A 24,894-nucleotide genomic window follows, 5' to 3' on the forward strand; every position below is an offset into this window, starting at 1 on the left:
GTCCGACAGGCTAGCCGCCGCGAGCCGCCCGGCCGGTGCCTCACGGGGTCGTGTTGCGCCTCGCTCCGGCGCGCCCGCGCCAGTGCCAGGGCCGCCAACGGGCCGTCGCCGGGGCCGCGGGACGGACCGGGGCGGCGCCGGAGCCGTCGTCGTACCGACCGGGTGCCTCGAGCGGGCGACCGTGGGGGGTGATGACGTGGATCGTGTTGTCGTCGCGCCAGCGGGCGGCGACGTCGCCGGTGGCGTTGAGGCGTTCGGGGCGCAGGACCTCGACGGCGGCGTCCCAGGCGTCGGTGCCGGGCTCGAGGCGCCGCGTGGTGGCCTGCAGGGTGAGGAGCCGGCCGCCGGTGTCCTTGCTGCGCAGGATCAGCTCGACCTCGTCGGGGAGCCACGGCAGGTGCTGCTCACCGGGGCCGGAAACCACGTAGGCGGCCGGGCCCGGGCCGCGCTCGTCCCCGTCGTCGTGCCACGCGTGCCACACCGGGTGGCTGGCCCCGCCGGGGACCCGGACCCACAGCAGGCCCGACTTGCTCGCGGCCTCGTGGATGAGGCGGGTGACGTCGACCGCGGGCGGGGCCTGCGTGGGCAGCGCCTCGGTCCGCGGTGGCTGCTCCGCTGCCGCATCGGTCACGTCGGCACCTTCCCACATCGCGGCTCGCGGCGTCCCGGCCTACTCGACGCGGAGCTCGTCGCCCTCGACGATGACGCTGCCGCGGCGCAGCGGCCACACCTTGGTGAGCGCGACGAAGGCCGCATCGAGGCCGGGGATCTTCGCGAAGACGCCCTGGGGCCCGCGCGTCATCTCGCCGGTGGTCACGTCGTACTTGGCCTGGTGCCACGGGCAGACGAGGCAGCCGTCCTCGTCGATGCTGCCCTCCGCGAGGTCGGCTCGCAGGTGCCGGCACTTGCGCCCGACGGCGAAGTAGTCGCCGTTGTTCCCGACGGCGTAGTCCCCGGAGCCGGTCACCGACCCGCGGGGGACGTCGGATCGTGGGATCCGGGTGATGGCCATGGTGTGCTCCCTCGCGTCGACGTCGACCGGCCCATCGTCGCACGATTCCGACCGTCCTGCTCGGCGGGGCGATGCCGGGTCGCCGGTATGGTCCGGTCGCGCGGAGCGACGAATTCGGCTCTGCTGGAGGCGAACATCTGTGAACAAAGCCTTTCACTCGTACGTGTGTTCGGGTAGAATCAGGGCATGGACAGGGAGCAGGCCAGCCGCCGCATCGCGGCCCTCCGCACGGAGGTCGCGGCACTGGGTCGTGAGCTGGCCGAGGGGGCGCGGGGGTGGCAGCCGGAGGAGTGCTTGGAGGTCGCGGGCGAGCTCCAGGGGGTGGTGACCGCCGCCCAGGGGGCCCAGGGCGTCGTGGCCGCGTTCGGGGCCCGGGTGGAGACCACGATGACGGAGTCGGGCCCGTGGGAGCGCACCCACCCGGTCGGCTTCGTCGACGCGATGGCCCCGGCGGAGGTGTCCCTGGCCACCGGCCTCACCGAAGGGCTCGCCGGGCGCAAGGTGGCCCTCGCGGCGGCCCTGTCGCAGCGGTTCCCGATGACGCAGGGCCTCGTCCTCGCCGGTGACCTCCCGGTGGCGTCGGCGCAGAAGGTCGTCGACGCCTGCGCGGGACTCGACGTCGACGCCTGCGAACGGGTCGACGCCCAGCTGGCCGGGCGGCTCCCCCTGATGGACCCGGCGCGGGTCGCCGCCGAGACCCGCCGGGTGGCGGCGCGGGTCGCTGCCGACCAGGTCGCCGCCCAGGCCGAGCGGACCACGCGGGGTCGCACGGTGGGTGTCCGGCCGGGGGAGGACGGCCTCACCGACTGGTACGCCCTCCTGCCGACCGCCACCTCGGCGGCGGCATGGTCGGCGGTGAACTCGCTCGCCGACGAGTACCGGCAGCTCGACGACTCCCTGACCCTGGCCGAGGCACGCGCCGACGCGTTCGGCGACCTTCTGCTCCGCAACGTCCGGGTGTCGGCCCAGGTCACCCTCGGGGTGCCCGTCGTCACCGGGGCGGCGGCGCCGGAACCCGTCGCCACCGAGTCGGTCCACGTGACGTGGGACGACGACGAGACCGTCGTCGACTGCGTCACCGGGCAGGAGACCCGCTTCGCCGACCTGGCCCCCGAGTCACGCAAAGCCCTCTCGTGGCGCGAGCTCACCGTCGAGGACGTCGGGGACTTCGCGACGACGATGGCTCCGGTCGCGGCCGGGTTCGCGGTCTCCGGCACCCAGCTCGCCGGGCTCGGGTGGGTCGACGCCGGCACCGTCGCCGGACTGCTGAGGACCCTGCCGCTCGACGTCGCCCGCGCGGTCCTCGACGCCGAGACGGGCACCCTCGCCGCGCACACCACCGGTGCCTACCGCCCGCCGACGGGCATGCGGGAGTTCGTGACCGCCAGAGACGGGACCTGCCGAATGTGGGGATGTGCCCGACCCGCGGAGTCCTGCGACCTCGACCACACCAGACCCTGGCCCACCGGCGACACCACGCCGGCCAACCTCGTCGCCCTCTGCCGCCGGCACCATCGGATGAAACAGCACGGCCGCTGGCGCTACCGCGTCGACGACACCGGCACCGTCACCTGGGTCGACCGGTCCGGCACCACCCGTACCACCGAGCCGGCGCATCGTGCCCTGCCGACCCTCGCCGCCGAGGAGGCCCCACCCTTCTGACGGGCGGCTGGGGCCGGTCCGCCGCACGGTCGACGCGGATTGCGTGCGTTCGGCATGCCCAGGGGAGTGCTGAGGCCGCATGATCGGGTCTGTGCGCAGAGGGATGTGGCGTGTAGCCGTGCCGGCCGTGGCGGTGCTGGTTGTCGGTTGCTCCGGCGGGGAGGCCGGCCACGCGTTCCTGGCCCCGGAGGGTTTCGCCCGGTCCGGGATCTCCGTCGCGCCTGGAGAGACCGCTGTCGTCGGTCTGGGCAGGTTGCGGCTCGCCGACCCGGACACGACAGCGACGCTGACGTCACTGGACGTCCAGGGCGAGCAGGTTGCTGCCACGGCGGGGCGGGTTCTCGGGGTGAAGGTGTACCGGATCACCGACAGTGGGGGGATCGGCGCGATCACGGCGGCTGACCTGGCGGGAGTGGATGGCAACGGCGGCTGGCAGCTGACGTCGCCCGACGGCGCCGTGGTCAGTGCTGAACAACCGCTCGGGGTGGCCGTCGTGGTGCAGGGTGACTCCGTGGGGTCCTGGTCATCGGACTCCCTGGTGGTCGAGTACGTGATGGATGGGCGCGAGCAACGACAACGCATCGCGATCGGTGCCGGGGTCTGCGTCGTCACGGCAGCCGACGAGGACTGCGACCCCAGTCGGGCGGGCTCGGACAGCACTCCGTAGGCGGCAGTCGCGCGACAGGACGGGCCGCCGGCCGTTCCGGTTGACTGTGCCCCGACGACGTCGCACGCTGGTGCAGTCGTCGGGGGCGGAAGGGGTGTCATGGGGAAGCTGATCTACGCGGCCAACATCTCGCTCGACGGATTCCTCGAGGACGAGACGGGTTCGTTCGGCTGGTCGGTGCCGGACGAGCAGGTGCACGAGTTCTGGAACGAGCACGAGCGGCACATCGGCACCTCGCTCTACGGCCGACGCATGTACGAGACGATGCGCGTCTGGGAGACCGACGACTGGCTCACGAACCAGCCGTCGGTGGTCCGTGAGTACGCCGACATCTGGCGTGACACCGACAAGGTCGTCTACTCGACCTCACTCACCGACGCCTCCACCGCGCGCACGAGGATCGAGCGGCAGTTCGAGCCCGAGGCGGTCCGACGGCTCAAGGAGACCTCCGGGTCGGACCTGAGCATCGGAGGCGCGACCATCGCTGCCGAGGCCTTCCGGCACGGGCTGGTCGACGAGTGCGTGCTGCTGTTGTGCCCGGTCCTCGTCGGCGGGGGCACGCCTGCGCTGCCTCGAGGCGTGCGGCTCGACCTCGAGCTGCTCGACGAGCGACGGTTCGACAACGGTGTGGTCTACGTCCGCCACGCGGTCCGGCACCCCGCCTGACCCGCCTCCCGGACAGCCGCGGGACTGGACGCCTCACCGGTGCGGTGAGTCGGGGTCATGGCACCGGTGGGCAGCACCGCTGATCCCCGCGGCTTCCCCCGCAGGCGCACCGTAGGGCCCGCTTCACGGCGGCGTCGGCACGACGCCGGGTGGCCGGGCTACGGAGGCCAGGACGTCACCAGGACCGCTGCCCGCGGTTCAGGCGCGCTCCGGGCATCTCACGTCCTGGACGACCTCGTTGCGCCGCAGGAACCACGGCATGTACGGCGGGTCGAAGCTGGCGAACCTCGGCCGGCCGATCGGCTGCAGCCCCGCCTGGGCGATCTCGGACTCGAGGTCGGCGAGGTGGCGGCGGTAGGCGGACTCGGTCCATCGGCCGGAGAAACGCCTGGCCGCCGCCAGGCGCGCCGGCAGCGCCCGAACCCGCACCAGGGGGTTGGAGGGGACGGGCGCAGTCTCAGCCGTCAGCGTCGCGGGGAGCACGAAGGCGATGAGGTACTCGCCCTCCGCAGTCTCGGTCTGGACCACCGGTGCCGTCATGGCCACCCTCTCGGACCCGGCCACTTCCTGGACGACGGGCGCGGTCATGGCGACGGAACGCGCGGACTCGTTCTGCCCGGAGATGTAGCCGAACAGGGCCCGGAACGCCCGGCTGCCCGCCTCCTCGAAGGACCCACGGACGGACACCTCCGCGACGACGTGGGAGGGGTAGCGCCGCAGCTCGAACCCGGAGTACCGCTCGACCAGCTCGTACGGCTGTTGCTCGGTCACCCGGACGACACTACGCAGGCCCGGGCGGATCCGGTCACACCGTGATGTGGCTCATGCGCGGTGGGGCCATGCCGCTGCTAGCGTCCGACCCGACCCTGCACCCGCCTCGGAAGGCCCGTCGATGCGCAGCGCCAAGGACTTCTTCACGCCCCTCGCCGTGGGGGCGCCCGACCCGATCCGCGAGGTGCCGGCCCGCCCGTCCCGGATGATCCACTTCTTCGACCCGAGCAACCCGAAGATGGCGGCCAAGGTGCCGGAGATGGTGGGCAGCGTCGACGTCCTGCTCGGCAACCTCGAGGACGCCGTGAAGGCCGAGAACAAGGAGGCCGCCCGCCAGGGCCTGGTCGACATCGCCAGGGCCACCGACTTCGGCGAGCACACCCAGCTGTGGACCCGCGTCAACGCCCTCGACAGCCCGTGGGCGCTCGACGACCTCACGACGCTCGTCACCGAGATCGGCGACCGGCTCGACGTCGTCATGGTCCCCAAGGTCCAGGGACCGGAGGACATCCACTACGTCGACCGTTTGCTCGCCCAGCTCGAGGCGAAGGCCGGGGTGACCCGGCCGATCCTCGTGCACGCCATCCTCGAGACCGCCCGCGGGATGGCCAACGTCGAGGAGATCGCCGGGGCCAGCCCGCGCATGCAGGGCGTCAGCCTCGGCCCAGCCGACCTGGCCGCCGACCGCCGGATGAAGACGACCCGGGTCGGCGGTGGCCACCCGGGCTACCTCGTGCGCCAGGACCCGAAGGACGGCGACATCGAGGGCCACCGGCACACCTACCAGCAGGACCTCTGGCACTACACGATCGCGCGCATGGTCGACGCCTGCGCGATGCACGGGATCTTCCCGTACTACGGCCCGTTCGGTGACATCAAGGACGTCGTCGCGTGCGAGGACCAGTTCCGCAACGCCTTCCTCCTCGGCTGCGTCGGCACCTGGACCCTGCACCCCGTCCAGATCGCCGTCGCGAAGAAGGTGTTCAGCCCCTCCGCCGAGGACGTCGCGCACGCGCGCCGCGTCAAGGAGGCGATGGGTGACGGCACCGGCGCCGTCATGCTGGACGGGAAGATGGAGGACGACGCGAGCCTCAAGCAGTGCCTCGTCATCCTCGAGCTCGCAGACCGGCTCGCGGCGAACGACCCCGAGCTCGCCGAGCTGTACGCCCCGAGCGCGGGGGAGGCGGGCGCGTGAGCGAGCAGTACCGCCCGCGCCGCTCGGTCCTCTACATGCCCGCCAGCAACGAGCGGGCGCTCGAGAAGGCCAAGACCCTGGTGGTCGACGGCCTGATCCTCGACCTCGAGGACGCCGTCGGGCCCGACGACAAGGATGCCGCGCGCGAGAACGCCTGCGCTGCGACCCGATCGGGGGAGTACGGGCACCGCGAGGTGACGATCCGGGTCAACGGGCTCGGCACGCAGTGGCACGACGCCGACCTCGAGGCAGCCTGCGCCGCCGGCCCCGACGGGATCGTCGTGCCCAAGGTCGGCTCGGCCGAGGAGGTGCGGGCGCTCGTCGACGCGATGGAGCGGCACGGGGCGCCCGCCCGCACCCGGCTGTGGGCGATGGTCGAGACCCCCGGCGCCGTCCTCGACGCCCGCGCCATCGCGGCCGCCTCGGACCGGCTCGCCGTCCTCGTCCTCGGGACCAACGATCTCGTCAAGGAGCTCCAGGCCCGCTTCGTGCCCGGCCGGGCTCCGCTGCTCACCGCCCTCTCGACGGTCGTGCTCGCGGCACGCGACGCCGGCGTGGCCGTCCTCGACGGTGTCTACAACGACGTCCGGGACCTCGAGGGATTCGAGGCGGAGTGCCGCCAGGGCCGCGACTGGGGGTTCGACGGGAAGACCCTGATCCACCCCGGCCAGATCACGCCGTGCAACGAGGCCTTCGCACCGTCCCCGGACGAGGTCGACGACGCCCGCGGCCTGCTCGAGGCCTGGGAGGCCGGCGCCGGCCGCGGTGTCGTCACCTACAACGGGCGGATGGTCGAGAACCTCCACGTCGACGTGGCCCGCCGGGTCCTCGCCACCGACGAGGCGATCCGCGCCCGGTCCTGACCGACCGGACCGCAACGATGCGGTCACGGGGGCGCGTGTCGGTTGCGCCGGTGTCCTGCCGTGTCGTCCGATGGGGGTTCGGCCACTCGACCCCGACGCAGGGACCCAGGATCCGGATGCGCACGCCCACCGCCCGCGCCACCACCGCTGTGGTGCTCGCCGTCGCCGCGACGACGGCGCTCGCGGGGTGTGCCCGGATCGAGCAGTGGACCGGTGCCGACGCGCCGCAGCCAGGCGCAGCACCCCCGACGACGAGCCCCAGCCCGACGATCGCGCGCCCGAGCGCCACCCCCACCTGGAGCCCGACGGCGCCGCGCCCCGCGACGCCGACGAGTCCCGCTCCCACCCCGTCGAGCACGCCATCGCCCAGCCCCACCACGACACCCACGGCGACCCCGACCACGACGCCCAGCCCGAAGCCCACCGCCACGCCCGAGCCCAGCCCGAAGCCCCCGCCGCCCCCGGCGCGCACCTCGCTGCGGTACGGCGACAGCGGCACGAAGGTCCGGGACCTGCAGCACCGCCTCGTCGAGCTCGGCTACTGGCTCGGCCACCGCGACGGCAGCTTCGGCCCGCTGACCCAGCAGGCGGTCTTCGCCCTCCAGAAGTCGGCCGGGCTACAGCGCGACGGCGTCGTCGGCCCCAAGACCGCCCAGGCCCTCGAGCGCGGGGTGCGGCCCACCACGACGCTGACGGGCAACGGCATCGAGATCGACCTCGACCGCCAGATCCTCATGGTCGTGCGAGGTGGCAGGCCGGCGCTCATCCTCAACACCTCGACCGGCAACGGCGAGCCGTACATCTCCACGGCCGGCAACCCCGCCCGGGCCATCACCCCGCGCGGCACCTTCGCGGTGTTCCGCCAGGTCGACGGCCAGGACGACAGCGCCCTCGGCGAGCTGTGGCGCCCGAAGTACTTCTACCGCGGCTGGGCCGTGCACGGGTCGCCGAGCATCCCGCCCTACCCCGCCTCACACGGCTGCGCCCGGGTCAGCAACGCCGCGATGAACATGATGTGGGCCGAGGGGCTCATGCCGATCGGGGCGACGGTCCGCGTGCGCTGACCGCCGACCCGGGATCAGGCGCGGGCGCGCTGGGCGTCCTCGAAGGCGCGCCGTGCCTCCTGCCACGGGCCGCGACGCCCGAGGAGCTGAGGCATCAGGCCCACGAGGTCGGCCGAGAACGCCATGCTCGCCTCGCGGGGGAGCAGCGACGGCAGGTTGTCGACGGCGATGACGTCCAGGGGCGGGTCCGCGGCCACCCGGCGTGCCGGGTCGGCCCACGTCGTCACCGCGGTGTTCACCGGCACGAGGTTGTGCTCGGACGTGACGTCGCACGTCACGTCCGCCACGACCCGCAGCGCCCGCGCGGCAGTGAGGTCCTCGGGCCCGACGAACGGCGCCTGCGGCACGGTGGAGTGCACGCAGTTGACGAGCAGCTCGCGGGCCCGCAGCGCCTCCCGGTCGAGCACCGCGGTCTCGGTGCGGTCCCACCCGGTCGTGGCGGCCCCCGCGACACCCAGCGCGTCGACGGCGCCCCGGCCGCTGCGTCCCCGCGCCCCGATGACCAGCGCCGGCAGACCCCCGGCGTCCGCGCCGCGGGTCAGGTCGTCGAGCTCGGCCCGCTCCATCGGGTGCAGCGGCGCCAGCCGGCCCCGGGCGGCGAGCACGCCCAGCGCGGCGCCGACGTACCCGGCCCAGTAGCCGAAGGCGATGACCCGGCGGCCGTCCGCCGTCAGGTACTCGAGGTCGAGCAGGTCCCCGCCGCCCGCCGAGAAGCGGGCGAGCAGCGTCTCGGCACCGTCCTGGCCCTTGTAGGAGTGCCCGAAGAAGATGTGCGTGTGACGCAGCTCGACGGGCTCGTCCGGCAGCTCCTTGATGCCGAGGACGTGCGCGTCGTCGGGGGCCTGCGGCCAGGACCCGGCCGGGGCCACCTCGCACCCGCCGGTCCGGTAGGCCTCGATGCCGAACACCCGCTGTGGGGACTCCTCGACGGTGACGCGGGCGCCGGCGGCGACGAGGCGGGCGGCGTCGTGCGGGACGAGGGGGGCTCGGCGCTCGGTGGGACGCGTCTCGTGGCGCATCCAGAGGTGCAGTGATGACATGCGGGTCATTCTCCCGGGTAGCCGACCCCGACCTGACGCCGGACCTCGTCCATGACGGTCATGACCCGCCGGGTGGCCGCCCACGGCATCGACCATGTCTCGGTCCGCCCGTCGGCGAGGGCGCGCGCGACCTCGGCCGCCTCGAACCGGAAGCCGTGCTCGGCGCCGTCGGGCTCCCAGGTGTCGAGGAGCGACCCGTCCGGGGCGTAGAGGCGCACCGTGGTGGCGGCCCCGTAGAAGGCGCCCGGCCCGGCCAGCTCGACCCGGCCCGCCGAGCCCGCGACGAACGCGCTGCACGGGGTGGCGGCGGCCATCGTGGAGGTCATCCGGGCGAGGGTGTCACCGACGCGAGCGGTGACGCCGACGCTGACGTCGACGCCGAGGTCGCTCAGCGTCCCCCGGGCCGCGACGTCGTCGAGGTCCCCGAGCAGGTGGTCGACGAAGGAGATCGGGTAGACGCCGAGGTCCAGCAGCGAGCCCCCGGCCAGGGCCGGGTCCGAGAGGCGCTGCGGCCCGTCCGGCCAGAGCCGCTGGCCGTGGTCGGCCTGGACCAGCGCCAGGTCGCCGAGCGCGCCGGACGCGACGGTCTGCCGGACCACGTCGTACTGGGGCAGGTAGCGGCTCCACATCGCCTCGGCGACGAGCAGCCCGGCGTCGCGGGCGGCGTCGAGGACCTCCTCGGCCTCGGCGAGGCTGCGGGTGAAGGCCTTCTCGACGAGCACCGGCTTGCCGGCCGCCAGGGCGAGCAGAGCGTGCTCACGATGCTCGCTGTGCGGGGTCGCGATGTAGACGGCGTCGATGCCGTCGTCGGCCACGAGGGCCTCGTACGAGCCGTGGCTGCGGGCGACGCCGTGGCGCCGGGCGAACGCGCTCGCCCGCTCGGCCGAGCGCGAGCCGACCGCCACGACCTGCGAGCGGGTGCCCGAGCGCACGGCGCCGGCGAAGGTGTTCGCGATCCCACCGGGCCCGACGACGCCCCACCGCAGCGGCGGCGCGTCCATCGGGTCGGGGACGGTGTGCGCGGCGAGGCGAAGCGGCGAGGGCATGCCCCGACCCTACGGCTCAGAACCCGGACGTCGCCTCGGCCACGAGGTCCGCCATGAGCACCCCCGCGTCGACCTCGAGCCCCCGGCGCCGGAACCACGTCGCCATCGTCGTCGCGTCCCGCTCGAGGAAGTCGAAGCCCTGCGGGTTGCCGATGATGTCGACCACCTGGGGCCAGTCGATGAGGACGAGACGCTGCTCGTGGACGAGGGCGTTGTACGGGCTGAGGTCGCCGTGGGTCCAGCCGTGCCGGGCGAGGGTGAGCATCGCGCTGCGCAGCTGCTCGAACAGGTCGGCGAGCAGCTCGGGGTGCGGCCGGGTCTGTACGAGCCGCGGCGCAGCCACCGGGGCCTCGCCGTCGGTCGTGCCGACGAACTCCATGAGCATCTCGGCCTCGTCGAGCTGGACCGGGTAGGGGACGGGCAGGCCCAGCTCCCAGAGCCGGCCGAGGGCGTCGAACTCGGCCGCCGCCCACTGCCCGGCGATCATCTGCTTGCCGAAGTCGGTGCGCCGGGCCATGGCGCGCATCTCGCGGCTCTTGCGGACCCGGCGGCCCTCGAGGTAGCCGGCGTCGCGGTGGAAGAGGCGGTGGTCGCCGTTGCGGTACCGCTTGGCCGCCATCGTCACGACGTGCTCGCGGCCGGGGACCCACCGCCGCAGCACGTGGACGTCGGCCTCCTTGCCGGTCTTGAGCACGCCGAGGTCGGCGTCGACGGCGCCGAGGTCGGTGACGACCCAGGACGGACGGGGGGTCGGGCCGTGGGTGGCGCCGTCCCAGCTGGACCAGCGCTCGCCCTCGGGTGGGGCGTCAGGGGAGGTGTCGACGGAGAAGGCAGCCTGCTTCTCGGGAAGGTGGAACGGCATGTGTGCCAACGGAGTGCTCCTGGTCGAGGAAGGGGATCGGGGCCGTGGGACGGCCCGGGACGGTCATCGACATGTCGGCCTCCTCCTTCGCTCGCGGGCGCGGCACTCCGCCGCGCACCCCCAGCGTGCCCGTGTCCCCGCCCCCGCGCCAGCGGTTTTCTCGGGTGACCCGATACGCCTGCACTTCCCCCGGGAAGTGTTCCGGGGCAGAGCGCAGGTTTCTCGGGTGACCCGAGAATGCCGCCGTGCCCGGGGGTCAGCCGATGCGTTCGAGCCGAGCCAGGACGGGGTCCACCGGAGCCAGCGTGATGAGTGAGGTCACCGGCAGATGGTCGGTGCCGGCCAGCGCCGTGACCCGGTGGTCGCGCAGCAGGACGGCGAGCGCGAGCACCGCCTCCACCATCGAGAAGTGCTGGCCGATGCACCCCCGCGGGCCGCCGCCGAAGGGCATCCAGGCGTACCGGTGCGCGGGCTCGGGCCGGGCGCCGGTGCCGCTGAACCGGGACGGGTCGAAGACCAGCGGGTCGGCCCACACCCCCGGGTGGCGGTGGATCGTCCACGGCACGACGACGACCGTCGTCCCGGCCGCGACGGGGTGCCCGAGCATCTCGTCGTCGACGGCGGCCATCCGCCCGATGAACGGCGCCGAGGGGTACAGCCGCATCGCCTCCTTGAGCACCGCCGTCGTCTCCGGAAGGTGGGCGGCGCTCGCCGCGGTCGGCCGGCCGTCCCCCACGACCCCGCGCACCTCGTCGCGGACCCGGTCCTGGACGTCCTGGTGCCGGCCGAGCAGGTGCAGGGCGAAGGTGAGGGCGATCGACGTCGTCTCGTGCCCCGCGAGGAGGAACGTCAGCACCTGCCCGCGCAGCTCGTCGTCGGTGAGGTGCTCACCGCTGTCCCGGACCGCCTCGAGCCGGCCGAGGAGGTCGGTCCGACCGGCGGTGCGGCCACCCCGACGCGACTCGACGATGGCGTCGCACACCGCGAAGAGGTCGGCGGCGGCCGCGCGCCCCCGCCGCGCCCGGGCGGTCGGCACCCAGGCCGGGAGGCGGACCGGGACGAACGCACGGCGGATGATCGTGTCCGACACCGTGGGGAAGGAGCTGCGGACGTGCGTCACGACGCCCTCGGCCGAGTCCCCGAACAGGGTGCGGACGACGACGCGCAGGGTGAGCCGCTGCATCAGCACCGACAGGTCCACCGTGGGCGCGTGCGAGACGTCCCACTCGGCCACGACGTCCTCGATCTCGTCGACCATCAGGTCTGCGTACCCCGCGACGGCCGCCCGGGTGAACACCGGCTGGAGGTAGCGCCGCTGCCGCGTCCACTCCTCGCCCTCGGCGGTGAGCAGGCCGGGGCCGAGCCACGTCGAGATCTCGTCGTGCACCTGGTCGCGTTTGGCGTAGGCGTGCGAGGTGCTGGCCGACAGCAGCCGGGTCGCCCCGTCCGGGTGGTGCACCAGCCACATCTCGCGGTCCATGCCGGGTGGGCCGATGACGTGCCGGACGATGTCGCCGTGCGCGCGCCACATCGCGGCGGCGTACGCGACCGCGTTGCGCCGGAAGCCCAGGGCCGGGGCGAACCGGCCCCCGACGACCGGCAGGGGGTCGCGCGGGGCCGTCCGGGCCTCGGTGACGGAGGTCACCCGTCCATGATCCACCGGTCCGGCCCGGGTGTCGACGGGCCGGCGGCCCCGACCGGCGGGGTGTGGGGACTCACATCGGCTCCGCGTTCCGACGCTCCACCGCCCCAGGCATACTCGGGAAACCAGTCCCACCCCCGACGACGAAGGCGGCGACGCATGTCCCGACTCCAGACCACGGACGGTCTCACCGAGGAGCAGCACGAGCTCGTCAAGCTCGTCCGCGAGTTCGTCGAGGAGCAGATCCTGCCGGTCGCCACCGAGCTGGAGCACAAGGACGAGTACCCGACCGACATCGTCGAGGGCATGAAGGAGATGGGGATCTTCGGCCTGATGATCCCCGAGGAGTACGGCGGGCTCGGGGAGTCGCTGCTGACCTACGCGCTCGTCGTGGAGGAGATCGCCCGCGGCTGGATGAGCGTCAGCGGCATCATCAACACCCACTTCATCGTGGCCTACCTGATCCTCCAGCACGGCACCGACGAGCAGAAGCAGCGCTACCTGCCCCGGATGGCCACCGGCGAGGTGCGCGGTGCGTTCTCGATGTCCGAGCCCGGCCTGGGCTCCGACGTCGCGGCCATCCGCACCAAGGCGGTCAAGGACGGCGAGGACTGGACGATCAACGGCCAGAAGATGTGGCTCACCAACGGCGGCTCCGCCAACCTCGTCGCGGTCCTGGTCCGCACCGACCTCGGGGAGTCCGACAGCCCGTACAAGAACATGACGACCTTCCTCGTCGAGAAGGAGTCGGGCTTCGGCGAGACGGCCCAGGGCGTGACCGTGCCCGGCAAGATCGACAAGATGGGCTACAAGGGCGTCGACACCACCGAGCTGATCTTCGACGGCCACCGCACCACCGACGCCCAGATCCTCGGCGGCGTCCCGGGCCAGGGCTTCTACCAGATGATGGACGGGGTCGAGGTGGGCCGCGTCAACGTCGCCGCCCGGGCCTGTGGCCTGTCCCGCCGCGCGTTCGAGCTGGGGATCGCCTACTCCCAGCAGCGTGAGACGTTCGGCAAGAAGATCGCCGAGCACCAGGGCATCCTCTTCCGGCTCGCCGACATGGCGACCAAGGTCGAGGCGAGCCACCAGATGATGGTCATGGCCGCGCGGCTCAAGGACGCCGGCCGGCGCAACGACCTCGAGGCCGGCATGGCCAAGTACCTCGCGTCCGAGAACTGCGCCGACGTCGTCGAGCAGTCCTTCCGGATCCACGGCGGCTACGGGTACTCCAAGGAGTACGAGATCGAGCGCCTGTACCGGGAGGCGCCGATGCTCCTCATCGGCGAGGGCACCGCCGAGATCCAGAAGATGATCATCGGGCGCCGCCTGCTCGAGGACTACAAGGCGCGCTGAGTGCCTCACCCGCCACCCAGCCCCCGCCCCAGCCATCGTCCAGCCTGCGGTGGGAGAATGGGCCCCATGACCAGCCAGCCGATGCGCCCGGGCCTGCGCGCCGCCCTGTCGCTGGAGTACCCGATGTCACTCGGGGTCCACGACTCCTACGAGGAGGCGCAGAAGGCCGTCGACTACCTGTCCGACCACGAGTTCCCGGTGGAGGACGTCCTCATCGTCGGCACCGACCTCAAGCAGCTGGAGCGGGTCACCGGCCGGCTCACCCAGGGACGGGTCATCGGGGCCGGCGCCCTGTCGGGCATGTGGCTCGGTCTGTTCGTCGGCACGATCTTCGCGGTGTTCGACCCCAGCGGCGTCAACCTCGCGAACATCGCCGCCACCGTCGCCTTCGGTGCCGTCTTCGGCACCGTCTGGGCCACGGTGGGCTACCGGCTCACCCGGGGCCAGCGCGACTTCACCTCGGTCAGCCAGGTCGTCGCCGCCAAGTACGAGGTGCTGTGCGAGCACAAGCACGTGCAGCGGGGCCGCGACCTGCTCGCCGAGATGGACCCGATGCGCGCCGCCGCCGAGCAGGTGCGGCTCGCCCAGGAGCAGGAGCGGGCGCGCCTCGCCGCCGAGCAGCAGCAGCGACCGCAGACCTGACCGGGGCGTATCGTCGCGTCATGGCTGACGAGCGTCCCGCCCTGCGCCCCCTCGAGGGGCCGTTCTCCTCGATCCTGTGCGTCGTGGCGCACCCCGACGACATCGAGTACGGGGCGGCCGCCGCCGTCCACCGGTGGGTGCAGGAGGGCGCGACGGCCGCGTACTTCCTCCTCACCCGCGGCGAGGCCGGCATCGACACGATGGAGCCCGAGCGCGCCGCCGTCGTCCGCGAGGAGGAGGAGCGTGAGAGCGCCCGCCGGGTCGGGGTCGAGACGGTCGAGTTCGCCGGGTGGGCCGACGGCAGCATCGAGTCGGGGGTGCCGCTACGGCGTGAGATCGCCGCGGCCATCAGGCGCCACACCCCCGACGTCGTGATCGGCCAGAACTGGGCCGACCGGTTCGGGCCCGGGATGCTCAACCAGGCCGACCATCGAGCGGTGGGGCTCGCGACCCTCGACGCCGTCGCCGACGCCGGCAACCGGTGGCTCCACCGGGACCTGCTCGACGAGGGGCTCGAGCCCTGGGCCGGCGTCAAGGTCCTCGCCGCGGCGGGGTCACCCACCCCGACGCACTACGTCGACGTCACCGGGGAGCACTTCGAGGCCTCCGTGCACTCCCTGGAGGCGCACGCCGAGTACAACGCGGCGCTGCCCAGCGACTTCCCGGCCCCGCGCGAGCTGCTGACGATGATCCTCGGCGGTGGCGGCGAGGCCGCCGGGGTCGACAAGGCCCTCACGCTCGAGGTCCTGTTCGACCGCCGCTGAGCAGGCTCGCCGTCAGCGCCCCTGGACCCGGGCCATCCAGGCCTCGACCTCACCCGCCGCCCGCGGCATGGCGTCCGAGAGGTTCTCGCAGCCGTCCGCCGTGACGAGCACGTCGTCCTCGATCCGGACCCCGATGCCGCGGAACCGCTCGGGGGCCAGGAGGTCGTCGGCCTTGAAGTACAGCCCGGGCTCGACGGTGAGCACCATGCCGGGCTTCAGCTCCCCGTCCATGTACTCCTCGCGGGTCGCCAGGGCACAGTCGTGCACGTCGAGGCCGAGGTGGTGCGAGGTGCCGTGGACCATCCACCGGCGGTGGTACTGGCCGTGCTCCTTGTCGAGGGTGTCCTCGACCGAGACGCCGTCGGGCAGCAGCCCCCAGGCGTGCAGGTGCTCGGCGATGACCCGGATCGCGGCGGCGTGCACGTCCGAGAACTTGTTGCCCGGCTTCACCGCGGCGATCCCCGCCTCCTGGGCGGCGTACACGGCGTCGTAGATCTCGCGCTGGGCGTCGGTGAAGGTGCCGTCGACGGGCAGGGTGCGGGTGATGTCGGCGGTGTAGAGACTGTCGACCTCGACCCCGGCGTCGATGAGGACCAGCTCGCCCTCGCGCACGTCACCGGTGTTCTTGATCCAGTGCAGGGTGTTCGCGTGGTCGCCCGCGGCGCAGATGGCGTCGTAGCCGACGCCGTTGCCGCGGTGGCGCGCAGTGAGCCCGAAGGTGCCCTCGAGCCAGCGCTCCCCGCGCCCCTTCGCGGCGGCGTCGGGGAGGGCGGCGATCATCGCGTCGAAGCCCTCGTGGGTCGCGGCGACGGCGGCGCGCATCTGCTCGATCTCGTAGTCGTCCTTGACCATCCGCGCGTGCGAGATGGTGTGGGCGAGGGCGTCGTCGGACTCGGCGAGCGACTCCTCGGCGGCACCGTTCTCGACCCGGGCGGCGTCCAGGCGGGCGGTCAGCTCGTGGTCGGCGTCGCGGACGACCCGGACGGTGAGGTGCCCGGCGTCCTTCGCGACGGCGTCGACGAGGCCCTCGACGTGCCGCGCGGTGAGCCCCAGCTCGAGCTCGACGTCCTCGAGCGTCGGCCGGGCGCCGACCCAGAACTCGCCGTACCGGCTGTCCGAGAAGAACTCGTCGTTGTCGCGCTCGCCGAGCGGACGGAAGTACAGGACCGACTCGTGGCCACCCTGCTCCAGCGGCTCCAGGACGAGCACCGCGTCGGGCTCACGGTCCGCGCCGAGACCGGTGAGGTAGGCGAAGGCGGTGTGCGGACGGAACACGTAGTCGCTGTCGTTGCTGCGCACCTTGAGGCCACCGGCCGGGACGACGAGGCGCTGCTTGGGGTAGGCGGCGCTCAGCACGGCGCGGCGGGCGGCCGCGTGGGTGGCGGCGGGGGACGGCGCGGTCACCGTCGGGCGGCGCGGCGCCCAGCCTTCCCGGATGAAGGCGCGCAGCTCCTCGGTCGTCGCCCGGGCGCGGTTGTCTGCCTGCTTCTGTTCCTCGCTCACCCGTCCATGCTGCCACGGGCCGGACGTGACATCGGCCACGGGAGACCCCGCCCGGTTTGCCAGCCGCGCCGTGCCCTTGCGAAACTGGCCGGATGGGTAAACACAGTCCGGCACGCCGTCGTGGGCCCGTGACCGTCACCGCCGGAGCCGCGGCGGTGCTCGTCACCGGGGCCCTGGCCACGTCCGTCGTCGACTCCTCCCGGGACCTGCCGGCGCAGGCAGCCGCGCCGGCCAGCAGCACGCAGACGCGCACCGCCACCCCGACGACGGCAGCGCCGACGGCGACCCGCAGCACCGACACCGACCGGGCCTCCCGGGCGCAGGACCGCTCCACGCCGGACCCCCGGCCCGCTGCGCCCGGCACGCCGGCCGCCCCGGAGTCGACCACGTCCGGCTCGGCCGACCCGACCCCTACCCAGACCCCGAGCCCGCGCCGCTCCGAGAAGCCGACGCCGAACGGCAAGGCCTCGCCGAAGGCGACCCCCAAGCCGACGCCGTCGCCCAGCGGCCCGCCGAGCGCCACCCCCACCCCGACGCCCACCCCGTCCGACGGCGGCAGCCTCCTCGACATCCTCACCGGAACCGTCACGCACCTCGTGCCGTGAGCGCGACGCTCTCCGACCGGCTGCGGGCCCACTTCGGGCACCGCGACCACCTGTACGGGGTGCTGCTGGCGGAGATGGCCGACGACTGGGACGGCGGCGGGGTCACCCGTGAGCTGTTCGAGGGCTGGGAGGACGCCGAGCCGCGTCAGGTGCCCCAGCTGCGGGCCCTCGCCGGGCTCTTCCGCATCCTCCTGCGCGGGGACGCCCCGCAGCTCGCCCCCTTCTACGCCTCGATCGGCGGCGACGCCGACCCCGAGGAGGCCTGGGCCGCGGTCCGTCCCCTCATCGCCGCCCACGTCGACGAGCTCCGCGAGGCGTTGGCCGAGGCGCCGCAGACCAACGAGCCCGCCAGGACGGTCGCCCTGCTCGTCGGGGTGTCCGAGGCCGTCCGGCGCACCGGGCTACGGCGGGTCCGGCTGCTCGAGCCCGGGGCCTCGGCGGGCCTGGGGCTGCTCGTCGACCGGTACCGGTTCGTGGGAGACGGCTGGAGCGCCGGGCCCGGTAACGCCGCGCTCGTCGTCGACGGGTGCGGCGCCGCCGGGTTCGTCCCCGAGCCGTTCGAGGTGGTCTGGCGTCGCGGCTGTGACGTGGCCCCCGTCGACGCCTCGTCCGAGGACGGCGCCACGTACCTGCGCTCGTTCGTGTGGCCCTGGATGCTCGAGCGGCACGGCCGGCTCGACGGAGCGCTGGCCACCCTGCGCGAGGAGCCCGTGGTCGTCGACCGGGCGCGGGCCGCGGAGTGGGTCGAGCGGCAGCTGGCCGAGCCCGTGGCCGACGACGTGCTGACCGTCGTGTGGCACTCGGTGACCCGGATGTACTGGCCGCCCGAGGAGACCCGCGAGATGACGGCGGCGATCGACGCGGCCCGGGCCCGGATGCCCCTGGCCCACGTCGCGATGGAGGCCCCGTGGGGTGTGGGCGGGGCCGCCCCCGCCGCCGCGCCGCCGCACCAGCAGATCGAACTGGACGGCGAGGTGCTCGGCACCTGCGCCCACCACGGACCGCCCGTGGAGCTCACCGGGCGGTGAGCGCGGGTCAGTCCTCGGCCCAGTCCAGGGTGCGCTCGACGGCCTTCTTCCAGCCCGCGTAGCCGTCCCGGCGCTGCTCCTCGGACCAGGTCGGCTCCCAGCGGCGGTCCTCGGCCCAGTTCGCCCGCAGCTCGTCGGTGCCGGCCCAGAACCCCGAGGCCAGGCCCGCCGCGTACGCCGCCCCCAGGGCCGTGGTCTCCGCGACGACCGGGCGGGACACCGGGACCCCGAGGATGTCCGCCTGCAGCTGCATGCACAGCGAGTTCTGGGTCACGCCGCCGTCGACCTTGAGGGTGGTGATCTCGACGCCGGAGTCTGCCGTCATCGCGTCCGCGACGTCGCGGGACTGGTAGCAGATGGCCTCGAGCGTCGCCCGGGCCAGGTGCGCGTTCGTGTTGAAGCGGGACAGCCCGACGATGGCGCCGCGGGCGTCGCTGCGCCAGTACGGGGCGAAGAGGCCGCTGAAGGCGGGGACGAAGTACACCCCGCCGGTGTCCTCGACCTGCGCGGCGAGCCGCTCGACCTCGCTCGCGCCGCTGATGATGCCCAGCTGGTCGCGCAGCCACTGCACGGCGCTGCCGGTGACCGCGATCGAGCCCTCGAGCGCGTAGACGGGCCTGGCGTCGCCGAACTGGTAGGCGACCGTCGTCAGCAGGCCGTTCTCGGAGCGGACGAGGTCCTCGCCGGTGTTGAGCAGGAGGAAGTTGCCGGTGCCGTAGGTGTTCTTCGCCTCGCCCGGCTCGAAGCACACCTGCCCGACGGTGGCCGCCTGCTGGTCGCCGAGGACGCCGGTGATCGGGACCGGGCTCGTGCCGCGCTGACCGGCCGTGACGCCGAACGCCTCGGCGTGGCTGCTCGGGTGGATCGTCGGCAGCATCGAGCGGGGGATCCCGAAGAAGCCGAGCAGCTCGTCGTCCCAGTCGAGGGTCGTGAGGTCCATGAGCATCGTCCGGCTCGCGTTCGTCACGTCGGTGACGTGGAGCCCGCCGTCGGTGCCGCCGGTGAGGTTCCAGATGACCCAGGTGTCGGACGTGCCGAAGATCGCGTCGCCGCGCTCGGCGGCCTCGCGCAGGCCGTCGACGTTCTCGAGCATCCACTGCACCTTGCCCGCCGAGAAGTACGTGGCCGGGGGCAGGCCGGCGCGCTCGCGGATGACGTCGCCGCGGCCGTCGGCGTCCAGGGCGCGGGCGATGGCGGCGGTGCGGGTGTCCTGCCAGACGATGGCGTTGTGGAAGGGGCGGCCGGTGCGGCGGTCCCAGACGAACGCGGACTCGCGCTGGTTCGTGACCCCGACGGCGTCGAGGTCGGAGGTGCTGATGCCCGCCCGCGTCAGCGCGGAGCCGATGACGGTCTGGGTGCGGTCCCAGATCTCGAGCGGGTTGTGCTCGACCCAGCCGGCGCGCGGGAGGACCTGCTCGTGCTCGAGCTGGTGCCGCGCCACCTCCCGACCGTCGTGGTCGAACACCATGAACCGGGTGCTCGTCGTGCCCTGGTCGACCGCGCCGATGAAGTCCGCCATGAGCCGAGCCTAGGACCCCGCCGACTGGCGCGCCCGCGAGCATGGCGCACGGCCCGGACGGGGTTGTCGGTGCCGGACCGGCCAACTGCCCCGCCCCGCGCCGACTTCCCGGTCCGCATGGTGGGATGTGGATATCTCCAAGGGTGCCGGGACCGATCGGAGGACGATCGGGCGATGGATCGCAGACTCCACACGTTCGCCTCGGCGCGCGGCTCCGTCGTCACGAGCGCCCAGGCCGGCGCCCTCGATGTCGACGAGTCGGCGCTGCGCCGGCTGCGGAGAGCCGGCGAGCTCGTGCGGGTGCGGCGCGACGCCTATGTCCTCGGCGAGGCCTGGGCCGCGGCCACGCCCGAGCAGCGGCTGGCCCTGCGGACCCGGGCGATCCTCGCCACCCGCGGCGCGGACGTGGCGTCCCACCAGGCCGCGCTCGCGATGCAGGGGCTGCCGCTGTACGGCGTGGACCTCGTCACCGTCGACGTCCTCACCAGGACGCGCAGGGTCCGCCTCGCTGCGGGCCTGCGCACCCACCCCTCCCGCCCCGGCGGCGAGCACGTCGTCGCCGACGGGTACCGGTGCGTGCCGGTCGCGGTGGCCATCGCGCAGGTGACGATGCGCGACGGCCTGATGGCCGGCCTCGTCCCGCTCGACGCCGCTCTGCACCGTCACCGGTGCAGCCCGGGTGAGGTGCGTTCCGCTCTGGACGAGCGCGCCACCACCGCTCGGCTCCGGGCCCGGCGGGACGCGCTCCTCCGGCTCGCGGACGGGGCCTCGGAGTCGGTGGGGGAGACCCTGACCCGGCTCGCGCTCGTCGACGCCGGTCTCCCCGTCCGCTCGCAGGTGGAGGTGCGGGACCCCGCGGGCCGGTTCGTGGGCCGGGTCGACCTGCTCGTCGGGGACCGCGTCGTCGTCGAGTTCGACGGGGCCGTCAAGTACGCCGGGGCCGAGGGCCGCGAGGCGCTGGTCCGCGAGAAGCGGCGGGAGGACGCCCTCCGTGCGCTGGGGTACCTCGTCGTGCGGGTCACGTGGGCCGACCTCGAGCGCCCGGGGGCGGTCGTGGCGCTGGTCCGGCGTGCCCTGACAGGGTTGTCGGCGACGGACGGGCGTCTGTCCGCGTCCTGAGCCGACAACCCCGTCCGCGAGGGGGTGTGGGCAAGGGCACGCGACGCAACGGTTGGGCGGGTGCGGGCGGCGCGGCAGGATGGGCGCACCGCGGCGGGCCGTCCGCCGCGACCACCTCCGGAGGAGACGACGTGCAGTTCGGGCGCAGCTACGAGGAGTTCGAGGTCGGGGCGACGTACAAGCACTGGCCCGGCAAGACGGTGACCGAGTACGACGACCACCTGTTCTGCCTGCTGACGATGAACCACCACCCGTTGCACCTCGACAGCAACTACGCGCAGGAGACCACGCAGTTCGGGAAGAACGTCGTCGTCGGCAACTACGTGTACTCGATCCTGCTCGGGATGTCGGTGCCCGACATCAGCGGCAAGGCCATCGCCAACCTCGAGGTCGAGAGCCTGCGGCACGTCGCGCCGACCTTCCACGGCGACACCCTCTACGGCGAGACGACCGTCCTGGACAAGCGCGAGAGCGCGAGCAAGGACGACCGGGGTGTCGTCCACGTCGAGACCATCGGCTACAACCAGGACGGCACCGTCGTCTGCGTCTTCCGCCGCAAGGTCATGGTGCCCAAGGCGAACTACCTCCAGGCCCGCGGCGGCGAGCAGCCCGGCCGGCCGACCCCGGTGCCCGACAAGCACTGGCCCGGGCCGGCGCCCTCCGGCGCCTGACCTCGCCCGCCGGTCAGGGCCGCTGGCAGACCGTCTCCTCCGGCGGCGCGGACCGAAGGATTGCCGCGCGCGGACGACGACTTCGGCGCCACTACGATTTCGCGTGTGATCGACCTGCACACCCACTCGAGCGCGAGTGACGGCACCCAGCCGCCGGCCGCGCTCGTGGCGGCGGCGGTGGCGGCCGGGCTCGACGCCCTCGCCCTCACCGACCACGACACGACCCGCGGCTGGGACGAGGCCGCCCGCGCCGCGCGGCGGACGGGGATGACGCTCGTCCCCGGCATCGAGGTGTCCTGCGCCCGGGACCACCGATCGGTCCACCTGCTCGCGTACCTGCCCGACCCGCAGCACCCCGACCTCCTCGCCGAGCTCGGTGAGGCGCGGGCGAGCCGGGCGACCCGGCTCGACGCCATGGTCGAGCGGATGGAGGCCGACGGGGTGCCGGTCAGCGTCGACGCGGTGCGCGCCGAGGTCGAGGACGGTGCCACGCCGGGCCGGCCGCACATCGCCGACGCGCTCGTACGGGCCGGGGTCGTCGAGCACCGGGACGAGGCGTTCGACCGCTGGCTCGGCGACGCGAGCCCCTACTACGTCGCGCACTACGCTCCGGACCCGGTGCGTGCCGTCGAGGTGGTCCGGGCCGCCGGGGGAGTCCCGGTCGTGGCGCATCCGCACTCCCGCACCCGGACCGGGGTCGTCGCCGTCGAGCTGATCGAGGAGATGGCCGCCGCGGGGCTGGCCGGCCTCGAGGTGTACCACCGCGACCACGACGAGAGGGCGGTGCACGAGCTGACCGACCTCGCCGGGGCCCTCGACCTGCTCGTCACCGGCTCGAGCGACTACCACGGGGAGGGCAAGCTGAACCGCCTCGGCGAGTACACGACCACCCCCGAGGTGCTCGCCGCGATCGAGGACCTGGCCACCGGGACCCGGGTGGTCCGCCCGTGAGCTGGTTCGACGTCTCGGTCTTCATGACGACCTTCGTCACGCTCGTCGTCATCCTCGACCCGCCCGGCGCCATCCCGATCTTCCTCGCCCTCACCGGGCCGCTCACGGCGAAGCAGAAGGCCTCCGCGGCGCGCCGCGCGAGCCTGGTGGCCCTGGGGGTCATCGCCTCGTTCGCGGTCTTCGGCCAGCGGATCCTCGACTACCTGGGCATCACCCTGCCGGCACTCCAGGCGGCCGGCGGCCTGCTGCTGCTCGTCGTCGCGCTCCAGCTGCTGACCGGCTCGGAGTCGGAGTCGCTCGCCGATGCCGGCGTCAACGTCGCGCTCGTGCCGCTCGGGACCCCGCTGCTCGCCGGCCCGGGCGCGATCGTCGCGACGATGCTCGCGGTGCAGCGAGCCGACGGCCCGGGCGGGCTCGCGGCCGTGGCGGCGGCGCTCACGGCGGCGCTGCTCGTCGTCTACCTCGTCTTCCGGTTCGCCTCACCGCTCGCCCGCTTCCTCAAGGACAGCGGCATCGTCCTGCTGACCCGGATCGCGGGGCTGCTCCTGTCGGCGATCGCGGTCCAGATGGTCGCCAACGCGGTCATCGCCTTCGCGAACGGCGAGGGCACCCCCGGACACTGAGCGGACGCCCCGGCGCGGCCGGCCCGGCGGTCCGTACGGTGGGCGCGTGTCCGAGTACGTGCTGCTCCTGTCCTGCCCCGACCGCCGCGGCATCGTCGCGACCGTCACGGCCCTCCTCTTCGAGCGCGGCGCGAACATCGAGGAGAGCCAGCAGTTCGACGACGTGCGCACCGACCAGTTCTTCATGCGGATCCGCTACTCCGTCGAGGACGCCGACCCGGGCGTCGACGGCTGGCGTGACCTCTTCGCCCCGGTCGCGGCCGAGTACGCGATGGAGTGGACGATCCGGGACGCGGCCCAGCCCTACCGGGCGGTGCTCATGGTGAGCCGGTTCGGGCACTGCCTCAACGACCTGCTCTTCCGGTGGCGCTCCGGCGCCCTCAACCTCGAGATCCCGGCCGTCGTGTCGAACCACGCCGACCTCGAGCCGCTCGTGCGGTCCTACGGGATCGCGTACCACCACGTGCCCGTCACCGCGGCGACCAAGGCCGAGGCGGAGATGGCGCTGCGCGGCATCGTCGCCGAGCACGACGTCGACCTCGTGGTGCTCGCCCGCTACATGCAGGTGCTCTCGGACGACCTCGCCGCCGACCTCGCCGGGCGCGTCATCAACATCCACCACTCGTTCCTGCCCTCGTTCAAGGGCGCCAAGCCCTACCACCAGGCGTTCGAGCGCGGGGTGAAGATCATCGGGGCGACGGCGCACTACGTGACGCCGGCGCTCGACGAGGGGCCGATCATCGAGCAGGACGTCGTGCGCGCCGACCACCGGATGACCCCGGAGGAGCTGGTGCGCGCCGGCGAGGAGGTCGAGTCGCGGGTGCTGGCGCGGGCGGTCCGCTGGCACTGCGAGTCGCGGATCCTCGTCAACGGCACCCGGACGGTCGTCTTCAGCTGAGCCGGGTCACTGCGCCCGCGACCGGTGGTGTAGGTGCGGCAGCGCGACGTGTGGCAGGTGCGGCCGCGGCAGGTGCAGTCGCGGCACGCGGAGGGTGACCGTCCTTGGCGCGCGCTCGCGGCGCGGCGGACGGCGGGGCTCCCACTCGCGGAGGGTGAGGGCTTGGGCGATACCGGGCGTGATCATCTTCATGGGGGCAGGAGCAGACCTGCACCCCCGGTGATACCTCGCCGGGGCGGCCGGATCAGCCGAGGCCGCTGTCCTGCGGCGTCGCGGCGTGGCCGGGCCGCCCGTGGGTGCGCCGGTCGTCCTTCATCTCGGCCTCGAAGACGTGCCGGCGACCCTCCATGAGCGCGTCGCGCGCGGCTCGCTCGTGCTCGCGGAACGCGGTGTAGTAGCCGTCGTCGTACTCCTCGACGACCTGGAACGACCACCGGCCGGCCAGGACGTTGCGCCCGACGAGGTCGGTCGCGATGCGGTCGGCGAGGTCGCCGTGACCGGCCTCGCGGAGCTGGTCGACGGCCTCCCCGAGGGTGAGGTCGGCGGTGCCGCAGCGCCGGTGGAACGCGTACAGATGGCCGCGCGCCTCCTCGACGACCTCGAGCGCCTCGGACAGCTTGCCGAGGGCGGCGACGGTGGCGTCGGACGTGGCGGCGGGGCGGGCGTGGGCGTCGTCGAGGGCCATGCGCCAACGCTAGGACGGCGGGGGCCCGTGGCGGTGGCGG

General features: G+C 73.6%; 26 protein-coding genes. 16 read left to right on the top strand and 10 right to left on the bottom strand.

The window, feature by feature from the left end; all coding sequences use genetic code 11:
* Positions 1 to 40: 40 nt before the first annotated feature.
* Both Q0963_RS00300 and Q0963_RS00305 read right to left on the bottom strand, forming a co-directional pair.
* The gene (locus Q0963_RS00300) at positions 41 to 631 is read right to left on the bottom strand and encodes a hypothetical protein (protein WP_299440762.1); all 591 of its coding nucleotides are present in this window, start codon (positions 629 to 631) and stop codon (positions 41 to 43) included.
* A 39-nt stretch (positions 632 to 670) separates the two neighbouring features.
* Entirely contained in the window at positions 671 to 1,012 is a 342-nt protein-coding gene (locus Q0963_RS00305) for a Rieske (2Fe-2S) protein (protein ID WP_299440765.1), read from the bottom strand.
* 186 nt (positions 1,013 to 1,198) lie between these two features.
* On the opposite strand from Q0963_RS00305, the gene Q0963_RS00310 reads away from it, so the two are divergent.
* From Q0963_RS00310 to Q0963_RS00320, 3 genes are all read left to right on the top strand, one after another.
* Positions 1,199 to 2,674 carry an HNH endonuclease signature motif containing protein gene (locus tag Q0963_RS00310; protein WP_299440768.1) on the top strand — a complete coding sequence of 492 codons (1,476 nt, stop codon included), beginning with the start codon at positions 1,199 to 1,201 and terminating at the stop codon, positions 2,672 to 2,674.
* Positions 2,675 to 2,792: 118 nt separating this feature from the next.
* Positions 2,793 to 3,341: a hypothetical protein gene (locus tag Q0963_RS00315; RefSeq protein WP_299440771.1), complete on the top strand. Its 549-nt coding sequence runs from the start codon at positions 2,793 to 2,795 to the stop codon at positions 3,339 to 3,341.
* Positions 3,342 to 3,440: 99 nt separating this feature from the next.
* On the top strand, positions 3,441 to 4,007 hold the full coding sequence (locus Q0963_RS00320; protein ID WP_299440774.1) for a dihydrofolate reductase family protein: 567 nt from the start codon (positions 3,441 to 3,443) through the stop codon (positions 4,005 to 4,007).
* Between the two features lie 198 nt (positions 4,008 to 4,205).
* Here the strand turns inward: Q0963_RS00320 and Q0963_RS00325 are convergent, their stop codons facing one another.
* Positions 4,206 to 4,778, bottom strand: coding sequence for a heme-binding protein (locus tag Q0963_RS00325; RefSeq protein ID WP_299440776.1), 573 nt, complete (start codon positions 4,776 to 4,778; stop codon positions 4,206 to 4,208).
* Positions 4,779 to 4,899: 121 nt separating this feature from the next.
* Here Q0963_RS00325 and Q0963_RS00330 point away from each other — a divergent pair, with 121 nt between their 5' ends.
* The 3 genes from Q0963_RS00330 (at position 4,900) to Q0963_RS00340 (ending at position 7,900) form a co-directional block, all read left to right on the top strand.
* Positions 4,900 to 5,973: a CoA ester lyase gene (locus tag Q0963_RS00330; RefSeq protein WP_299440778.1), complete on the top strand. Its 1,074-nt coding sequence runs from the start codon at positions 4,900 to 4,902 to the stop codon at positions 5,971 to 5,973.
* On the top strand, positions 5,970 to 6,836 hold the full coding sequence (locus Q0963_RS00335; protein WP_299440781.1) for a CoA ester lyase: 867 nt from the start codon (positions 5,970 to 5,972) through the stop codon (positions 6,834 to 6,836). Before Q0963_RS00330 ends, Q0963_RS00335 begins: the two co-directional genes overlap by 4 nt.
* 116 nt (positions 6,837 to 6,952) lie before the next feature.
* On the top strand, positions 6,953 to 7,900 hold the full coding sequence (locus Q0963_RS00340; protein WP_299440784.1) for a L,D-transpeptidase family protein: 948 nt from the start codon (positions 6,953 to 6,955) through the stop codon (positions 7,898 to 7,900).
* Positions 7,901 to 7,914: 14 nt separating this feature from the next.
* On the opposite strand, the gene Q0963_RS00345 is transcribed toward Q0963_RS00340, so the two are convergent.
* The 4 genes from Q0963_RS00345 to Q0963_RS00360 all read right to left on the bottom strand — a co-directional run bounded on the left by Q0963_RS00345 (position 7,915) and on the right by Q0963_RS00360 (position 12,493).
* The gene (locus tag Q0963_RS00345; protein WP_299440787.1) at positions 7,915 to 8,940 is read right to left on the bottom strand and encodes a saccharopine dehydrogenase; all 1,026 of its coding nucleotides are present in this window, start codon (positions 8,938 to 8,940) and stop codon (positions 7,915 to 7,917) included.
* A 5-nt stretch (positions 8,941 to 8,945) separates the two neighbouring features.
* Positions 8,946 to 9,986 (bottom strand): Gfo/Idh/MocA family protein, encoded by a 1,041-nt coding sequence (locus Q0963_RS00350; protein WP_299440791.1) that lies wholly within the window; start codon positions 9,984 to 9,986, stop codon positions 8,946 to 8,948.
* Positions 9,987 to 10,002: 16 nt separating this feature from the next.
* Positions 10,003 to 10,848, bottom strand: a complete 846-nt coding sequence (locus Q0963_RS00355) for a serine protein kinase RIO (protein WP_299442404.1) — start codon at positions 10,846 to 10,848, stop codon at positions 10,003 to 10,005.
* A 256-nt stretch (positions 10,849 to 11,104) separates the two neighbouring features.
* Entirely contained in the window at positions 11,105 to 12,493 is a 1,389-nt protein-coding gene (locus tag Q0963_RS00360; RefSeq protein WP_299440794.1) for a cytochrome P450, read from the bottom strand.
* A 156-nt stretch (positions 12,494 to 12,649) separates the two neighbouring features.
* Between Q0963_RS00360 and Q0963_RS00365 the strand changes: the two genes are divergently transcribed.
* The 3 genes from Q0963_RS00365 (at position 12,650) to Q0963_RS00375 (ending at position 15,252) form a co-directional block, all read left to right on the top strand.
* Positions 12,650 to 13,846 (top strand): acyl-CoA dehydrogenase family protein, encoded by a 1,197-nt coding sequence (locus Q0963_RS00365; RefSeq protein WP_299440797.1) that lies wholly within the window; start codon positions 12,650 to 12,652, stop codon positions 13,844 to 13,846.
* 66 nt (positions 13,847 to 13,912) lie between these two features.
* Positions 13,913 to 14,488: a general stress protein gene (locus Q0963_RS00370; protein WP_299440800.1), complete on the top strand. Its 576-nt coding sequence runs from the start codon at positions 13,913 to 13,915 to the stop codon at positions 14,486 to 14,488.
* A 20-nt stretch (positions 14,489 to 14,508) separates the two neighbouring features.
* Positions 14,509 to 15,252, top strand: a complete 744-nt coding sequence (locus Q0963_RS00375) for a PIG-L deacetylase family protein (protein WP_299440803.1) — start codon at positions 14,509 to 14,511, stop codon at positions 15,250 to 15,252.
* Positions 15,253 to 15,264: 12 nt separating this feature from the next.
* Here the strand turns inward: Q0963_RS00375 and Q0963_RS00380 are convergent, their stop codons facing one another.
* Positions 15,265 to 16,755 carry an aminopeptidase P family protein gene (locus Q0963_RS00380; RefSeq protein WP_299440806.1) on the bottom strand — a complete coding sequence of 497 codons (1,491 nt, stop codon included), beginning with the start codon at positions 16,753 to 16,755 and terminating at the stop codon, positions 15,265 to 15,267.
* A 128-nt stretch (positions 16,756 to 16,883) separates the two neighbouring features.
* Between Q0963_RS00380 and Q0963_RS00385 the strand changes: the two genes are divergently transcribed.
* Together Q0963_RS00385 and Q0963_RS00390 are read left to right on the top strand one after the other, a co-directional pair.
* Positions 16,884 to 17,360 (top strand): hypothetical protein, encoded by a 477-nt coding sequence (locus tag Q0963_RS00385; protein ID WP_299440809.1) that lies wholly within the window; start codon positions 16,884 to 16,886, stop codon positions 17,358 to 17,360.
* A complete protein-coding gene (locus Q0963_RS00390; protein ID WP_299440812.1) occupies positions 17,357 to 18,388 on the top strand; it encodes a DUF2332 domain-containing protein in 1,032 nt (343 codons plus the stop codon). The genes Q0963_RS00385 and Q0963_RS00390 overlap by 4 nt, the downstream gene beginning before the upstream one ends.
* A 7-nt stretch (positions 18,389 to 18,395) precedes the next feature.
* Here Q0963_RS00390 and glpK read toward each other — a convergent pair whose 3' ends face one another.
* Complete coding sequence (gene glpK, locus Q0963_RS00395) at positions 18,396 to 19,907, bottom strand: glycerol kinase GlpK (protein WP_299440814.1); 1,512 nt, start codon at positions 19,905 to 19,907, stop codon at positions 18,396 to 18,398.
* Between the two features lie 174 nt (positions 19,908 to 20,081).
* Here glpK and Q0963_RS00400 point away from each other — a divergent pair, with 174 nt between their 5' ends.
* From Q0963_RS00400 to purU, 5 genes are all read left to right on the top strand, one after another.
* Positions 20,082 to 21,026: a type IV toxin-antitoxin system AbiEi family antitoxin domain-containing protein gene (locus tag Q0963_RS00400; RefSeq protein WP_299440817.1), complete on the top strand. Its 945-nt coding sequence runs from the start codon at positions 20,082 to 20,084 to the stop codon at positions 21,024 to 21,026.
* A 131-nt stretch (positions 21,027 to 21,157) separates the two neighbouring features.
* Positions 21,158 to 21,697: a MaoC family dehydratase gene (locus Q0963_RS00405; protein WP_299440820.1), complete on the top strand. Its 540-nt coding sequence runs from the start codon at positions 21,158 to 21,160 to the stop codon at positions 21,695 to 21,697.
* A 105-nt stretch (positions 21,698 to 21,802) separates the two neighbouring features.
* Positions 21,803 to 22,648 carry a PHP domain-containing protein gene (locus Q0963_RS00410; protein WP_299440823.1) on the top strand — a complete coding sequence of 282 codons (846 nt, stop codon included), beginning with the start codon at positions 21,803 to 21,805 and terminating at the stop codon, positions 22,646 to 22,648.
* Positions 22,645 to 23,271, top strand: a complete 627-nt coding sequence (locus Q0963_RS00415; protein ID WP_299440826.1) for a MarC family protein — start codon at positions 22,645 to 22,647, stop codon at positions 23,269 to 23,271. The genes Q0963_RS00410 and Q0963_RS00415 overlap by 4 nt, the downstream gene beginning before the upstream one ends.
* Before the next feature lie 46 nt (positions 23,272 to 23,317).
* Complete coding sequence (gene purU, locus Q0963_RS00420) at positions 23,318 to 24,169, top strand: formyltetrahydrofolate deformylase (RefSeq protein WP_299440829.1); 852 nt, start codon at positions 23,318 to 23,320, stop codon at positions 24,167 to 24,169.
* Positions 24,170 to 24,413: 244 nt separating this feature from the next.
* Here the strand turns inward: purU and Q0963_RS00425 are convergent, their stop codons facing one another.
* A complete protein-coding gene (locus tag Q0963_RS00425) occupies positions 24,414 to 24,854 on the bottom strand; it encodes a hypothetical protein (protein WP_299440832.1) in 441 nt (146 codons plus the stop codon).
* Positions 24,855 to 24,894 lie beyond the last annotated feature (40 nt).

It is taken from the genome of uncultured Phycicoccus sp. (assembly GCF_947495705.1).
Lineage (GTDB): Bacteria > Actinomycetota > Actinomycetes > Actinomycetales > Dermatophilaceae > Phycicoccus.

Coding starts and splice junctions, on each gene's coding strand:
- Q0963_RS00305 (WP_299440765.1), bottom strand. CDS start 1,012: ATGGCCATCACCCGGATCCCACGATCCGACGTCCCCCGCGGGTCGGTG.
- Q0963_RS00310 (WP_299440768.1), top strand. CDS start 1,199: ATGGACAGGGAGCAGGCCAGCCGCCGCATCGCGGCCCTCCGCACGGAG.
- Q0963_RS00320 (WP_299440774.1), top strand. CDS start 3,441: ATGGGGAAGCTGATCTACGCGGCCAACATCTCGCTCGACGGATTCCTC.
- Q0963_RS00330 (WP_299440778.1), top strand. CDS start 4,900: ATGCGCAGCGCCAAGGACTTCTTCACGCCCCTCGCCGTGGGGGCGCCC.
- Q0963_RS00340 (WP_299440784.1), top strand. CDS start 6,953: ATGCGCACGCCCACCGCCCGCGCCACCACCGCTGTGGTGCTCGCCGTC.
- Q0963_RS00345 (WP_299440787.1), bottom strand. CDS start 8,940: ATGTCATCACTGCACCTCTGGATGCGCCACGAGACGCGTCCCACCGAG.
- Q0963_RS00350 (WP_299440791.1), bottom strand. CDS start 9,986: ATGCCCTCGCCGCTTCGCCTCGCCGCGCACACCGTCCCCGACCCGATG.
- Q0963_RS00355 (WP_299442404.1), bottom strand. CDS start 10,848: ATGCCGTTCCACCTTCCCGAGAAGCAGGCTGCCTTCTCCGTCGACACC.
- Q0963_RS00365 (WP_299440797.1), top strand. CDS start 12,650: ATGTCCCGACTCCAGACCACGGACGGTCTCACCGAGGAGCAGCACGAG.
- Q0963_RS00370 (WP_299440800.1), top strand. CDS start 13,913: ATGACCAGCCAGCCGATGCGCCCGGGCCTGCGCGCCGCCCTGTCGCTG.
- Q0963_RS00375 (WP_299440803.1), top strand. CDS start 14,509: ATGGCTGACGAGCGTCCCGCCCTGCGCCCCCTCGAGGGGCCGTTCTCC.
- glpK (WP_299440814.1), bottom strand. CDS start 19,907: ATGGCGGACTTCATCGGCGCGGTCGACCAGGGCACGACGAGCACCCGG.
- Q0963_RS00400 (WP_299440817.1), top strand. CDS start 20,082: ATGGATCGCAGACTCCACACGTTCGCCTCGGCGCGCGGCTCCGTCGTC.
- Q0963_RS00425 (WP_299440832.1), bottom strand. CDS start 24,854: ATGGCCCTCGACGACGCCCACGCCCGCCCCGCCGCCACGTCCGACGCC.